The sequence below is a fragment of the Shewanella sp. 8A genome, assembly GCF_023475945.1.
Lineage (GTDB): Bacteria > Pseudomonadota > Gammaproteobacteria > Enterobacterales > Shewanellaceae > Shewanella > Shewanella xiamenensis.
In genome coordinates this window covers 23013-37425 of the sequence record NZ_JAMDJP010000002.1, presented here as the reverse complement: position 1 = coordinate 37425, position 14413 = coordinate 23013, and the positions used below count along the sequence as shown (strand labels likewise).

The following is a 14413-nucleotide window of genomic DNA, read 5'->3' as shown; positions in this document are numbered from 1 at the left end:
ATCTCTTAAATCAGATAGTTAATTCTGTGACCATTTTACCCCGAAAAGGCTCAGTTTGTCTGCGAACGAGCGCCCAGCCAGGGTGGATAAAAGCGCGTCATTAGCATGAGCAAACCTAGCGCCGTAAATATCACGCCACACCATACAAACACTGTTGCCACAGATAAATTGACTAACTGAAATCCCACTAATGCCGCAACAGCAGCAATTAATGCGAAGGGCAGTTGAGTCACCACATGGTCATGGGGTAAACAGCCTGAGCTCGTCGCGCTCAGCACGCTGGTATCGGAAATTGGCGAGCAGTGATCGCCAAACACCGAGCCTGCCATCACCGCACTTAATACAGGTAACAGCAAGCTGGCATCCATGTTATGGGCGATTTCTCCGCCGATGGGGATCATAATCGCAAAGGTTCCCCAGCTTGAGCCAGTGGCAAAGGCCATGATAGCGCAGAGTAGGAACATCCCCGCCACCAGCAAACTGGGGGATAAATACCATTTTGCCCAATCGGCCAATAAACTCGCCACGCCCAGATCTTGGATTACAGCACCTATCATCCAAGTGCAGAGTAAAATCGCGATAGCAAAGGCGATCATCCGCACCCCATGGGCTAAATCGCCCAGCAGTTTCCCAATGCTTCGGCCCGACAGCATCAACAATACTAGAGTCACTAACGTCGATAACAAACACGCATCGCGCATCGCAGCGCCAATATCAGCTTTGGCTAACCAAGCCGAAATATCCCATGACGGCACCTGCTGCGCGCCAGACCAGAAAGTTAAACCGACAGAGGCGCACAGTAAGGTCAGCATCGGAATGGACAACAGCCAAGGATTCCCTTGGGTGCTAGGCGATACAATTTCAACATGATCAGCATCCAACGGCTCAGCTCCCAACGCAGCCCTCTCCACAGGATGAAATCCGACCCCAAACCAGGCCACAATCAACGACAAACCTAAAGTTGTAATCGCATAAAAATTGGATAAGGCCACCTCGATAAAGGCTTCAAGGGCTGAAACGGGTAAAAAGCTGAGTCCCGCCAGTAGCGCCATCACATAGGGCCCCCAGCTAGAAAAAGGCAAGAGTGAACAAAGCGGCGACGCATTAGAGTCTACTAAATAAGCCAGTTGCGTCTGACGAATACCATAACGCTGGCTCAACGGTTGGCACACATGGCCCACGGCAAGGCAGCTAAAAATACCATCAATAAACACTAACCAACCCAGCAATACGACACCAATACGCGCTTGTCGGCCCGTACGAATACGCTGATATAACCAATCACCGAACTGCCCTACCGCACCACTTCGGGCAAGTAGCTGTGTCATGCTCCCCAGCAATAACATGGCCATTAGCACGTTTAAATGCCACCATTGCCATACATCTTGGCTATAAAACTGCTTAACGCCTATCTCCACAAGATAACTTAAGCTTTGCAGTATATTGAAGTGGGCAATAATCAAGGCGCCCGAGAGGATACCAACACCTAGGGCAACTAAGGTACGTCGCAACCATAGGGCTAACACTAAGGTTAATAACAGGGGAATTATGGCGAGCAGGCTTGATGTCATGGGCCATTCCGATAATAAATAAAACCAAGAATACTAACGAGTTAATAACAAATGCAAAAAAACTTAAATTAGCACTCCGTTATCGGGCATTTTTTAGCCAAACGGCAAAGACTGCTATTCCTTATGCTCTTGGCACTGCTAGAATCACAGTCCCATCCAGAAACTATAGGACTCTCCAGATGAGCCTTGAATTACTGTCCAAACTGGAAACCAAGATCCAGGCTACACTCGAAACTATCGAGCTTCTAAAAATGGAGCTAGAGGAAGAGAAGCAAAAGACGTCAACCTTGAGTGAGCAAAACCAACAATTAAGTGAGCAAAACCAACAATTGCAGCAAGAACTGAGTTCTTGGAACGAGAAAGTTACCGGACTTGTTGGCTTGCTCAATAGTGAAATCTAAGCTGTTTTAGTTTGATGATTCTGCGCTTCAATCAATTCGTTCAGCTCTAAGATAGCCTGCTTTACTTTTGGCAGGCTTTTTCTCGGTAATAAAAATCTTCCTTTTTCAAATTCCAATCGACCTAAGTCTTTTACCCATATCACACCAGTGAGAAAAATACGCGCATGCTTAACAATAAGCTTAGGTGCGTAGACAGGGAAAACTCTCATATAACCCCCTACAGGCATTTTTGTTGTTATTGACCACAGTCATTTGACAGAAAGATGTCCAATTGAGTTTCATCGATAAAGAATTATTTTCAAAACTTACAATAAATACAAAATAACAAATTGATTTAATTTATAAAAATAAAGCAATGATAAACACAAACCCAAGTGTCAACATTTTGACTATTGACATTATTTTGACGCTTATCTAAAATCATCCGTGTTACTCAGGGTAAAAATGAGCCATATGGCTCAAGTCCGTACTCTCCATTATCGGAAGTACGGTTTTTTTTGCCTAAATCCTAATACGCATTCTCCGCAAAACTGGTTCAACGTATTCTGGACAATTTGATGCGGCCAATAAAAAAGGAGCGCTCGGCTCCTTTTTTATTATTTTTTCATTATCAATGAGTTAGATTGCAATCAGATGACTAAATCACCGCAATCCTAAGATAATCACTTCCTCGCTAAGTAATAAGCAATGTCTAATAGCTCGTCATAGGACTTAATCGCACCCGTTTCAACACGGTATTTGCCATTGACCACTATCGCAGGCACGCCAGAAAGTTTCGCGTTTTCAGTATCGCGCTTCATTTTCGCCATTTGGGCTTTGACCATAAATGAATCTGCTGCGGCATCAAAAGCTTTACCATCAACGCCATTAGCCACAAATAAGGCACGCACATCGTCACGGCTAGTAAAGTGTTGTTTCTTGTCATGGATGGCAGCAAATAAAGCCGCATCGATTTTTTCATCGACATTGAGTTGATGAGCAACCGCAAAAGCGCGTGACATCTCTACGCCCATTTCTTTGCCGATAAAATCAACGTGGGCTTGGTTAAATTCAACACCTGCTGGCTTTTCAGCCAAAATTTTAGGCACAACCGTTTTCGAAAAGTTGTAGCAATGTGGGCAATAGAAAGAGAAAAACTCGGTGATTTCAGGTTTAGCTGTCGCGGGACCATCATTAATCACAGTGTAATGTACGCCTTCTTTGTATTCCGCTGCCGAAACCGCGAATGGAGCCAATAACAGCGCTGCCGCCATAAGTAATGCTTTTTTCATGAATTGTCCTTAAATCAATTATCTAAAATAGCTGGAGCCTAACATATTTCATTTTTTGAGTGTAACTCAAGCTGAGAGTTCAATCCGTTAGGCAAGAGAGCCACGTAAATCCCACCCTGTTCACACATTTAATAAGGGATCAAACTTAGCGGTGGTTCATTAAGTGCCGCGAGTTGCTCCTTAAATGCCAAAATCTGCTGCTCCCAATACTTTTCATCCCCAAACCATGGGAAATGCATAGGGAAAGCCGGATCTTGCCAACGCCTGCCAATCCAAGCGTTATAGTGCACCATCCGTAATGCGCGTAGGGGTTCAATCAACGCCAGTTGCCGCGTATCGAATTCACAAAATTCCTCATAGGCTTCGAGCAATACCTCGAGTTGCAGTTGCTGCTGCGCCCTATCCCCCGTTAGCATCATCCATAAATCTTGAATGGCAGGTCCCATGCGGGCATCGTCTAAATCCACAAAACCCGGCCCATCGGGTGTCCAAAGAATATTCCCTGGGTGTAGATCGCCATGCAAGCGAATCGGTTTGAAACATTGCTGCGACCAAACGGTGTTGACCTTCGCCAGCACTTGTTCGACCACAGTGAAAAAGGCGACCCGTAGAGAAGTCGGCACTAATTCTGATTGTTTCAACCACGCCAAAGGCTCATCGCCTAAGATTTGCGGATTGAGCGGTTCGCGGGCATGAAAAACTGACTGCGCGCCGTACTGATGTATACGACCGATAAAACGGCCAACAAATTCCAACTGTTCTAAATTATCGACCTCAAAGGCTCGACCACCGATGGAAGGAAACAGTGCAAACCGAAAACCTTGGAAATGGTGCAAGGTACGCCCTTGCACTAAGGCTGGCACCGCCATCGGGATTTCCTGCTCGGCAAGCGCGAGGGCAAAATCGTGCTCCTCCTGAATTTGCGCATCGGTCCAGCGATTTGGACGATAAAACTTCACTACATAGCGCCGCCCTTCATCACTGCGAAATTGATACACGCGGTTTTCGTAGCTATTGAGTGCAAGCAGACCCGTTTCAGGGTAAATGCCAAGACTTTCGATAGCATCTAAAATCAAATCCGGTGTTAGAGCTTGAAAAGCAAAAGCCGCTCCCGAATCAGCATTATCGATGGCACTTTGGTGTTGATTTAACGTATCTAGGCTCATTGGAACTCTCTCATTAAATGGTGGCGCGCTCATAAGTGGCGGCTTAACAGCGTGCCAAGGTATTCTAGCACCTCAACATCAGCCTCACGCTCCACACTCAGCCAACAGATATTGCCGTAAAACTCATAATTGAGCCAAAGTGGTGTACCTTCAAACTCCAATAACCATTGATGACGATCGGCTCCCCATTGACGCTCGCGCACGCGGCAATCTAAGGCCTGGGCTAATGGCTCGGCAAAGGTTTCGAAATGATCAAAATCGATATCACCGCTCACACTTAAGCTTAACGCGGCTCTATCTAACTGAATGGCGTTTAATTTCATCTTTACTTCCATCAACTACTGCACGACATAATCAGCCCTTGCCCCCAATCCGGAGGACGCTTGGCCAGATCGTCATGCTCAGCTTGCTCGCTAAACGGTTGACGCAACACTTGGTGCAAACGCTGTAGCGGCGCAAGATCCCCTTCTTCAACGGCGATAATCGCTTCTTGGGCCAAATAGTTGCGCAAAATATACTTGGGATTGATGTTATTCCGCGCCTGCTGCCACGCCTCAACATCAGTAACCTTACCGAGCCGCACCTGATAGGCCTGATACCAAGTATCGAACTCGTTGAGATCAATAAAATCATCCCGCAAAGGAGAGTGCACACAGCTAGGATCAAGCTGACCAAATCGACGCCAAGTGTTGCTGTAATCCAGCTGATTTTTCTCCATCAACACGGTAAAGCGGCCAATGAGTTCTAAGTCCTGTTGATCCTGCTCGGCTGTCGAATCCGCTCGCTCAGCGAGTCCTAACTTAGCGCGCATCAGCATCAAATAATGCTGCACTAGAGCATGTTGATATTGATTCAAAGCGGCAATTAAATCATCTGACGGGATAACAGGCGTCAACGCCTGCGCTAAACGTTGCAGGTTCCACAGCCCAATGCCGGGCTGCTGCCCAAAGGCATAACGCCCTTCAGGATCGGAATGATTACAAATAAAGTCTTCTTGGAAGGTATCGAGAAAGGCAAACGGGCCAAAATCGAAACTATCACCAAGAATCGACATATTATCGGTGTTCATCACCCCGTGGGCAAAACCGATAGCCTGCCAATGGGCGATCATCTTGGCGGTATCTTGCACCACCTGTAAAAACCAAGCTTTATAACCCGCCAGATCGCAGCTCAAATGCGGATAATGCTGCTTCAAGGTAAAGTTGAGCAATTGCGTCAGCTTATCGGCTTGACCACGCTCGCTATGGCAGAAAAATTCGAAATGACCGAAACGGATATGGCTGCGCGCCAAACGCACGGTAATGGCTGCGGTTTCTTGGCTCTCACGCCAGACGGGCATATCAGAGCCAATCACCGCCAATGCTCGGGTCGTCGGCACACCTAAATGATGTAGCGCTTCGGAGACAAGGAACTCCCGCACCGCTGAGCGCATCACGGCTCTGCCATCTCCATGGCGAGAATAGGGCGTCGGCCCGCCGCCTTTGAGTGCTACATCCCATGCGCCATTAGGGCCGATTGCTTCACCGAGGATAATCGAGCGCCCATCGCCTAATCTAGGGGTGTAGCCACCAAACTGGTGCCCGCTATAAACCTGCGCATAATAGCTTGCACCTTCAACAGCCGCGTTACCCGATAAGCCCTGTAATAACTCATCTGTTGGCTGACTTAAGCCAATTAATGACGCGGCATCGTCACTCCAAGCGAGCCAATGGGGGTTACTAATACCCTGCGGATAGACTTGGGAATAAAACTCAGGCAATTGGGTGAAAAAATCCTGTTTGAACTTCATCAATACATTCCCTATTGAGTGAGCAGCTTGCACACCAGCACGGACTTATCGTTCAACTCACACTGCTGGCCACATTGATATACACCGGCGCCACTAGCCTCGAAGCCACTCACACCTGACCCCGTTAAACGCTGTAATCCATGGGCTTTGCGCTGGCATTGTTCAAGAGAGTCGTAATAACCATTGATATCATCAGGTTGTAACGGCGTCGTGGGCAGCGAGAGCGACTTGGGATAATAAAATAGCGTCCATTCCGGGGTTTTAGTGCAACCTGTCAGCCCAAGAGCCAAGCTGGCAAATAAGACAACCAAGGGTAATTTCATTTTGACGATTTGATTCAAGAAACTCGCAACACACTTCATAAAAATAGCTCATAAAAAAAGCGAACCTTAGTTCGCCTTTTGCGCGGTAAGTCTCCGGATTCTACACGGCTTTTAGCCGTTAAATAACCGCTTTTAGGTTATGGGCATTTGAGGCGCTAGAATTAACTGGCTTATGCCAGAGTCTTTAACCTTACGCCATGACAACAGAGTCATTCTTACTATCACTTTTATGCAGTTGCAGCTTTTGCCTGCGCCTTCTCAATACGGCTGATCCGGCCTTCGAATCCAGTGACAGTACCGTCGGTTAAGCCAAGTGAGACAGCCTGCTGACATAGCGCGATAGCTTCGTTAAAGGCTTGAGTATCATTTAATAATGTTGCAAGTTGCATAAAGCCTGTGGTTTTAAGCTCAACCTGTTTGGGCTTGGTGGCATTCGCTCGATGGAATAATGCCGGATAAAGCTCACACAGTGCTGCACCATAGGCTAAATAGTCAGTCGATTTTCGCTGCTTATAACACTCTGCAATCACATCCTGTAACGCGTTATAGCGCGCAAGTTCGGTCTCTGCACTTTGATAACCTTCGAACGCACGCTGCAATGTCACATTCGCCCATGAGCCTGGTGATGCAAGGCCTTCGGCCTCGGAGGATACTGGTTTAATTTCAGCCTCTCTCTCAATTTTTTCAGAGGCGTCGGCCAAGATAATCACAGGGTCTTCATTGGGCACAGCGGGAATATCAACATCGATAATATCTTCACTTATTGCAACGATTTCGGCGCGGCTAGGCTGATGCTCCTCTTCCCTTGGCATTAATTCAATCTCAGGCGCTTTCACAGTAGCAGAAGCGTCTTCAGGCGTATTATTTACTGGAGGAGTAACTTCGGGCGTAGATTCAGCCACTTCTGGGAAAGAATTAGTATCCTTTGTCATTTCAGTTGTTTTTTTTGCCATCATTGCCTCTTGCTCTTCCTTCGCCAAGCGCTGGGCACGACGAAATAAAAACACTCCGATAGCGATCAATATTAAAACGACAATGACCTTCATTCTTCTTCACCTTTTATGGCTGCTTCCTGTTAGAAGCTATTGCAGTTGGCTTGCCAGAACGACTCAGTAGTCTGCGACTGACAAGGAGTTTTGTCCAAAAGTTGAGCAGTGATTAACCGCTATTAAAGTCCATAGTGTCTGGGTAAATCAAGTATTTATGCCGTTTTATCCGATCTTGCACGCAAATCGATATAAGCAATTCGGCTAGACTGCTAAGGTTTATGACCGTTTGCAAAAAATTAAGGAAAGCCTAATGCAAAAAATTCTTATTGTTGCCCACGCGAGCCCATACGGCACAGAAAAACTGTTTAACAGCCTGCGCATTGCTTTAGCCCTCAAGGATCAAACCGAGCAAGATGTTGATCTCAAAATCTTTTTAATGTCAGATGCGGTATTTGGGGCACTCAAACAGCAGACAACGCCTGATTTAAGCTATAACTTGCAGCAAATGTTTGAGATCCTTAGTGCTCAGCAAGTCCCGATTTTACTGTGTAAAACCTGCGCTCAAGCGCGAGGAGTGAATACGGATATGCTGCTCGAAGGCGCTGAAATTGGCACCTTACAGGATCTCACCCGCTGGACACTTGATGCCGATAAGGTAATGCACATTTAAAGTCTTATTTTGTGCGCATCTTCATAAATTGACACTTAGGTTTTGAACAAGCCCGCGCCGCTGCTTATGATGGGATTATCCGAGTAACAGACTAAGGTATTCCCATGGACTCAGCGGCCCTACTCACAGGCAAACTGCGCTACGAGCATCAAACCATTAGCGCGATGGCGAAGATCTATTGCAAAGCTAAGCACCAAGGCCAAACGGCATCCGGCCTGTGTGAAGAATGTTTAGCACTGCTAGAGTATGCAGCCGTTCGCCTCGACCGTTGTCCCTATGGGCAAGATAAGCCCACCTGCAATAAGTGCTCAGTGCATTGCTACAAGCCCGCCCAAAAGGCGCAGGTCAAAGAGATCATGATTTTCGCGGGGCCGAGAATGCTGTTACCGCATCCCATTCGTGCAATCAAACACTTACTGGCCGAGCGTCATCCCGTACCTGCGTCAGTCCCCGAAGCCGCATCTAATCGTCATCAACGCATCGCCATTTCACAGAAAAATACCTAGGAATGCTTTTTCGCCTCGAATTTCCCTGATATAACAGGTCGTCGAGGTGACAAAATGAACGAATTTAATACATTTTTTGCTCAAGCCTATTGGTGGTTATCCCTATTTGGTGGCTTACATTGCCTCGCGTTAACTATTTATATTCGTTACTTTTATCATTCGGACAATAATCAAAAGCTGTTGGCGGCTTTTCTAAGTCTCATCGCACTGTATTTTCTGACAGGAATGCTTAACCGTGATAACACGCCAATTCCTATCCACATATTATTTAATTTGCTTGCCCCGATTTATTTTTTACTCATGCCACTGCTTTACCTCTATTGCAAACGCAGTTTAGAGCAACATACTGAGCCTATTGGTTTTTCATGGCATTATTGGCCGGCGATTATCACACTACTGCTTGCAGTTATAGATATTACTTTGCGGCTCAACTTACATAAAAACGCCATTTGGTTTCAGGCTGAATTCTTTAATAATCCGCTGACGATCGATTTCAGCCACTGGAGTTTAGCAATGCCGTTGTTGCTGTTTACTCAAACAGCAGCCTATTTTGTCGCTCTGTGGCATCTACTTAAACAATATAAAGTCAGTCAACCGCCATTGAGCGATGCACCACAGGACACCTTGAAACTCATCCGTTTCCGCTGGTTATTTGGCCTAACCTTAGCGATGTTATTTAACTGGCTACTGCGTGTTTTTGTGGTTGTACTGCCTTTTTATCTAGGCGACTCGCTTTCAGCCTTATCCCACGCCTTGCCCCGATTAAGCTTACTATTAAGTTTCTACTTACTTGCCGCCTATGGTCTAAAGCAGATCACTCGCACAGCGTATTTGAAAGGCCATTTATCAGTGCCTAAGCCCAAAGTTGAATCTTCATCTTCAGGAGTACTCACCCCAGAGGAGTTTGAATTTATTCAACAACTGCAGCAAGAATCGAACGATAGCAAGGAAAAATCGACCACCACGCCCAATCCACCTCAGAACTAAACCATCGCTTAGCAATCAAAACTGGCAACATGTCTTATTGAAAAACTGAATCCGAGCTGACATTAACGCAGCTTTAGGCTGTCATTTGTGACAACAAAGGGTAGTCTGATGGAACCAAGACTTAAGGAGGAACGCCATGAAATCAATTTTATCTTTTGTTGTCGCATCGACCTGCTTGATTGCCAGCTTACTGACACCAGTTGCGCAAGCAGATGATAGTTACACTGAGGCTTTAAAAAATTTTCACCAAGCCAAGGAAACCCGCAAATTTTTTGATACCGCCTATGGCTACGCCCTCTTTCCAACAGTTGGCAAAGGTGGGATTGGTATTGGCGCCGCCTACGGCAAAGGTCGGGTTTTTCAAGCGGGGCAATATATGGGAGACTCCAGCCTAACCCAGCTATCTATTGGATTTCAATTAGGTGGACAAGCCTATAGTGAGATCATCTTCTTTAAAGATGCCAAATCCTACAATGAGTTCACCAGTGGCAGTTTTGAGTTTGATGCCCAAGCCTCCGCCGTTGCCATTAATATGGGTGCTAACGCCAAAGCGGGCACCACAGGCAACTCGGCAGGTGCTGGTCAAGCCGGTGGTAATCAATCGGCTACCGCAGCCTATATCAATGGCATGGCAGTCTTTACCGTTGCCAAGGGTGGATTAATGTTTGAAGCCGCACTGGCGGGACAATCTTTTACCTTCGAGCCTAGGGGTAACTAAGATTACAAGACCGCTTTAAGAAAACCTCTGAACTCGAAAAGCTCAGAGGTTTTGTTTTAATTACGCTTTAACCTACTCATGTCCCCAAGGAACTGGCGGTAAAGGCTGCGGTTGGGTTAGAGCAAAATCCACTTGAAAATGACGAGCTTCCCGAGTGAGTAAATAACTGAAGGTGTTTGGCGTAACTTCTATATGCCACACATTGGTGACAGACTGGGTTAGGCCATTTTGCATAAAGTTATCAATCGATGCCTGATCGATGGGAAATGATTGCTTTTGACTGGTTCCCATACTGGCGGTATCGCCACCATACATAGTGACTTTATCTTCAGTCCCATCTTGATGGCGGTGATCGTGCTTTAGCCTTAATCCCTGATCCGTTTTAGTGATCACCCAAGTACGGGAGTGGTCGTCTCCCACATGGAATGGGATTTTCAGCTCAGTATCGCTGCACTCTCGCACATGCATCACTAGTGACTTATCACGAAAAGCCGCATCGGCGCTGTCCTTTGAGACGACTTTACCCGCAAACGCTTTACCGCAATGGGCGGCTAATTGATTGAAGAAAGCCTCTTGTTCTACGGCAAGTACAGGTTTGGGAGTCGCATTGGCAAATACTGGCGTTGCCATCCATAGGCCGACAATTCCAAGACGTGCTAAGGTGATAGTTTGCATTATGTTTTCCATGGGAAATTCAATGCAAAACACGCTAACACAGGGGAATAAATTTAAACTTAATTCCCCTGTGCTTGTGAAGGATTACCAACCGATGTAAAGACGAGAACGGTTACCTAAACGTTTTTTGATAAAGCGCGCCGTGATAATACTGCCCACCATCAGGAAGAGAAAAATCGCGGCCGAGAACAGAATACTCGTGATAGCAGACCCTGGCGGAAAACGGAAACGGAATATCGTTGCAGTGGTATTAAACAACATATCGAACAGCGGATGGATAAAGAAAATCGCAAAACTCATTTCGGCGATTTCGATAAGCCAAGGTAAGCGACTACGTTTTGACAACCAATCACAGAAGTTAAGCACCAACACACACAGGCTCAGTTTTTGGATAAACTGCCAGTCGATGCCGTTATATTCAAACGGTGCTTTATGATAGTTACCAACATGCTGTACTATATAACTCTGTTCAACCAAGCTCACGACAAGGAAAATTCCTGCTAGCGCACTTAAAATGGAACCATAGCGCGACACAAGATGTTCATCTTGGGAATATAAAATACCAATCAAATAGAAAGGCATAAAATAAACGACTGAATGAATAAAGTTAACGTTGCCTATGGGTCTGTGGAGCAAAATGGCCGCCACACAACTCAGTACAAATAGCGTCCAACGCATTTGCTGTGAGCAGCGAATAAACCATAAAAATACTGGCGACAATAAAAACACTGCCATGATAAAAGGGATATACCAATGCGGGTACAAGATGTAACCATTTCGTACGGTATAAAAAATACTGAGCAACAACTGTTCAAGTGGCTGATGCTCCATAAAAATCCAGCGCAAACTCAAGCAGAATAAGCCAACAGCAGAAACCACTAAGAAGGGATAAAGCACATTTTGCACTTTATTCTTCATGAACTTACCGTAATCGAAGTCCTTATAAAAAATCCGATGGAAAAAATAGCCAGAGATAAACACGAACAGCGCCGTGCCACCTCTGAGTAAATTTTCCAGCAATAACGGAAACCCTTCCTCAGAGTTGTAAATACTATGCCCAAGCACGATAAAAATAATCGCAATGCCACGCATGTAGGTAAATTCGAGCTGATTTTTTCTCATATTAATTCATCGCACAGTAGAGGGTTCTTCCCTCAACAACACTTGCAGAAACCCTTATTGTTCCGTGGATTTCCGGCTCATTAAACACCAGATACTGACCTTCGCGTTGGAAGGTAAACCCCAAAGGTAACAGAGTTGCGGCTTCAATGCCCTCACAATAATTTTGCAAAGGCACATCCAACAAGGGGCTACCACTGACATTTAAGTTACTAAATTGCACACTCATCCCTAAATAAGCCTGAGTCATTTCCTCTTGATAAGGCACGACATAAAACCCGGAACGAACTTCCCCCACATCCATAAAACTGCTGCTATCGCTCACGCTCGGCATGACCAATAGTGGCACCTTGGGGTCCTGCACATCTCGCAATAGCTGAGCCAATTTTTGGTCAGTCGACGGATAGTAAGCCAGCATATCTTGCAGACGTTTCTTCTGCGCACTATTTTGCCCAACCGGTGGAGTAATCGGCTTAATGCGACCCAGCAGTAAATCCACAGGCAACATGCCCGACATGACGGACTCTTTCCACACATGGGCATCTTGAGTGCTGTCTAACAGTATTCCCGCAAGTGCGCCGATATTCTCAGCTTCGGCCGTCCAACCGCCAAGCATTTGCTGCTGTTGATAATAATCCTGCACATATTGCAGCAGTATCTGTTGATAACCGAGATAGGTTTGGTTTTGGCTCAGGAAGCGCGCGCCCGCAATCAACTCAACGTATTTTGCACTGCCTTCGACTAAATCACTCACATAACTGACTTTATCTTCGTTAGGCGCCGTTTGACGCCATGCCTGCAACCAGTAAGCAGCATGGCCTAAGTACAATGCTTGTTGCTCGGGCTGTTTTAAGGCTGACATGAGCGAGTTGAATAACTGAAGACGGTAATAGCGCGCATCAAAATTAAGCGGGTAGACCTCCCCTTCATAGCGGCGAGCATCCTCTAATACACGCCACTCGGATTGAGCGTAAAAATGAAACGCCTCATGCACACTATTGCCAGCCCAAATCACGAAAGGCAAATCGGCAGTTTTTGTCGTACTATCAAATTGAATCGTGGGAGACTCGAGCTGGATCAGCACACCAGCCAACCCTTGATACTGAGGAAAACCAAAATTAACTGATAGACCAGAGTGAAGGTTAACTGACTCTAACACACTATTGTCTTTAATAATCTCACCACCGGGCTGACGTAACCAAACACTGCCCGCATAGCTGAAGAGGTGGACTTTATCGTCGAGACGAAATCCCGGCCACAGAGTTTCACTCTGACGACTAGTTTGAGCCATAAAATCGAGGTACAGACGAGCGAGTTGTTCTGGCGAGGCCTTATCGGCGAACACGGGAGTGGCGGCAGAGACTCCTATCAACCACAGGATCACCACCATAATATTTTTCATTTATTTGCCTAAACACACACAATGGGTTCACAAAACAGCGCTAGCATATAGCGCAATTGCGTAATAGTGAAACGTTTAACAGAAAATTTTTTTACCCTCAAAAAACTAAGCCAACTCATCTTCATTAACCACTAATAAAATCATATTTTTAAGGTTTAATGCTCAGAGATATCAGGATTTAGGCGTTGTCGGCTCATCGCCAAACCACAACGCTAACTTAGCCGCAGCCAGTGATTTAACCTCATCATCAATATAAAGCGTTACCATAGTCAATGCCGCCGCTAACGCCCCTAAATCATCAGTAAAACCGACTAACGGCGTTAAATCGGGAATCGCATCTAAAGGCGAGATAAAATACGCCAAGGCCCCAAAAATTACCGACTTGGCCCACGTAGGTGTATTAGGCTTTTGCGCAGCATAGTAAAGCCACAAAGCACGCTCAACCACCTCACGCCCAGCCTGGCGGCCAAACATTTTGATTTTGTTCCAAAAACCAGTTTCAGTAAATTGCTCTTCTGCCATAAATACCTCCTGTTAAGTGAGCCCTAAATGCGATACGAATACTGCAACTCATAGCGACTTTTCTAAATTAGCAAACCTCTAGCATTAAGGATAAGTAACCACACTTTTGCTTAAGAATAAAGCAAGCATTCGTTCTGAAATCACGCTTTTATATCGATGGTTATTTAGCCTAACCCATCCTCCTACGACACACCAATAGACAACACAAGTACGAACGTCACAATTTTTTATCTCGACATATCTTTCAACTTTATTCCTGAACTCATTCACACATTCACTCATAAAACCCAGAAAAATTAAATTT

At 45.8% G+C, this 14413-nt stretch carries 17 protein-coding genes; 5 read left to right on the top strand and 12 right to left on the bottom strand.

What is annotated here, in order from left to right:
• Window positions 1–50 precede the first annotated feature (50 nt).
• Window positions 51–1571 (bottom strand): Na+/H+ antiporter NhaC family protein, encoded by a 1521-nt coding sequence (locus M0413_RS01745; RefSeq protein ID WP_249552974.1) that lies wholly within the window; start codon window positions 1569–1571, stop codon window positions 51–53.
• Between the two features lie 179 nt (window positions 1572–1750).
• On the opposite strand from M0413_RS01745, the gene M0413_RS01740 reads away from it, so the two are divergent.
• On the top strand, window positions 1751–1972 hold the full coding sequence (locus M0413_RS01740) for a cell division protein ZapB (RefSeq protein WP_037413745.1): 222 nt from the start codon (window positions 1751–1753) through the stop codon (window positions 1970–1972).
• Here M0413_RS01740 and M0413_RS01735 read toward each other — a convergent pair.
• The 7 genes from M0413_RS01735 to M0413_RS01705 all read right to left on the bottom strand — a co-directional run bounded on the left by M0413_RS01735 (window position 1969) and on the right by M0413_RS01705 (window position 7567).
• Window positions 1969–2181 (bottom strand): DUF1107 domain-containing protein, encoded by a 213-nt coding sequence (locus tag M0413_RS01735; protein WP_011070699.1) that lies wholly within the window; start codon window positions 2179–2181, stop codon window positions 1969–1971. The genes M0413_RS01740 and M0413_RS01735 overlap by 4 nt on opposite strands.
• A 453-nt stretch (window positions 2182–2634) precedes the next feature.
• On the bottom strand, window positions 2635–3243 hold the full coding sequence (locus M0413_RS01730; RefSeq protein WP_088586256.1) for a thiol:disulfide interchange protein DsbA/DsbL: 609 nt from the start codon (window positions 3241–3243) through the stop codon (window positions 2635–2637).
• A gap of 128 nt (window positions 3244–3371) precedes the next feature.
• Window positions 3372–4409 (bottom strand): serine/threonine protein kinase, encoded by a 1038-nt coding sequence (locus M0413_RS01725; RefSeq protein ID WP_069453788.1) that lies wholly within the window; start codon window positions 4407–4409, stop codon window positions 3372–3374.
• Window positions 4410–4438: 29 nt separating this feature from the next.
• On the bottom strand, window positions 4439–4732 hold the full coding sequence (locus M0413_RS01720) for a DUF3630 family protein (protein ID WP_249552972.1): 294 nt from the start codon (window positions 4730–4732) through the stop codon (window positions 4439–4441).
• Between the two features lie 11 nt (window positions 4733–4743).
• Window positions 4744–6198 (bottom strand): protein adenylyltransferase SelO, encoded by a 1455-nt coding sequence (locus M0413_RS01715; protein ID WP_249552970.1) that lies wholly within the window; start codon window positions 6196–6198, stop codon window positions 4744–4746.
• 11 nt (window positions 6199–6209) lie between these two features.
• Window positions 6210–6560: a hypothetical protein gene (locus tag M0413_RS01710; RefSeq protein WP_249558799.1), complete on the bottom strand. Its 351-nt coding sequence runs from the start codon at window positions 6558–6560 to the stop codon at window positions 6210–6212.
• A 188-nt stretch (window positions 6561–6748) separates the two neighbouring features.
• Window positions 6749–7567: a hypothetical protein gene (locus M0413_RS01705; RefSeq protein ID WP_249552966.1), complete on the bottom strand. Its 819-nt coding sequence runs from the start codon at window positions 7565–7567 to the stop codon at window positions 6749–6751.
• A 253-nt stretch (window positions 7568–7820) separates the two neighbouring features.
• Between M0413_RS01705 and M0413_RS01700 the strand changes: the two genes are divergently transcribed.
• The 4 genes from M0413_RS01700 to M0413_RS01685 all read left to right on the top strand — a co-directional run bounded on the left by M0413_RS01700 (window position 7821) and on the right by M0413_RS01685 (window position 10391).
• On the top strand, window positions 7821–8180 hold the full coding sequence (locus M0413_RS01700) for a DsrE/DsrF/TusD sulfur relay family protein (RefSeq protein ID WP_047534199.1): 360 nt from the start codon (window positions 7821–7823) through the stop codon (window positions 8178–8180).
• 104 nt (window positions 8181–8284) lie between these two features.
• Window positions 8285–8686 carry a nitrous oxide-stimulated promoter family protein gene (locus M0413_RS01695; protein ID WP_047534194.1) on the top strand — a complete coding sequence of 134 codons (402 nt, stop codon included), beginning with the start codon at window positions 8285–8287 and terminating at the stop codon, window positions 8684–8686.
• A 54-nt stretch (window positions 8687–8740) separates the two neighbouring features.
• Entirely contained in the window at window positions 8741–9673 is a 933-nt protein-coding gene (locus tag M0413_RS01690; protein WP_249552964.1) for a hypothetical protein, read from the top strand.
• A 136-nt stretch (window positions 9674–9809) separates the two neighbouring features.
• Window positions 9810–10391: a YSC84-related protein gene (locus M0413_RS01685; RefSeq protein ID WP_047534188.1), complete on the top strand. Its 582-nt coding sequence runs from the start codon at window positions 9810–9812 to the stop codon at window positions 10389–10391.
• A gap of 72 nt (window positions 10392–10463) precedes the next feature.
• Here the strand turns inward: M0413_RS01685 and M0413_RS01680 are convergent, their stop codons facing one another.
• From M0413_RS01680 to M0413_RS01665, 4 genes are all read right to left on the bottom strand, one after another.
• Window positions 10464–11021, bottom strand: a complete 558-nt coding sequence (locus M0413_RS01680; protein ID WP_249553124.1) for a hypothetical protein — start codon at window positions 11019–11021, stop codon at window positions 10464–10466.
• Between the two features lie 129 nt (window positions 11022–11150).
• A complete protein-coding gene (locus M0413_RS01675) occupies window positions 11151–12188 on the bottom strand; it encodes an acyltransferase family protein (protein WP_249552961.1) in 1038 nt (345 codons plus the stop codon).
• A gap of 1 nt (window position 12189) precedes the next feature.
• Window positions 12190–13587: a hypothetical protein gene (locus tag M0413_RS01670; RefSeq protein ID WP_249552959.1), complete on the bottom strand. Its 1398-nt coding sequence runs from the start codon at window positions 13585–13587 to the stop codon at window positions 12190–12192.
• 171 nt (window positions 13588–13758) lie between these two features.
• Window positions 13759–14109 carry a YkvA family protein gene (locus M0413_RS01665; protein WP_037413772.1) on the bottom strand — a complete coding sequence of 117 codons (351 nt, stop codon included), beginning with the start codon at window positions 14107–14109 and terminating at the stop codon, window positions 13759–13761.
• Window positions 14110–14413: the final 304 nt, after the last annotated feature.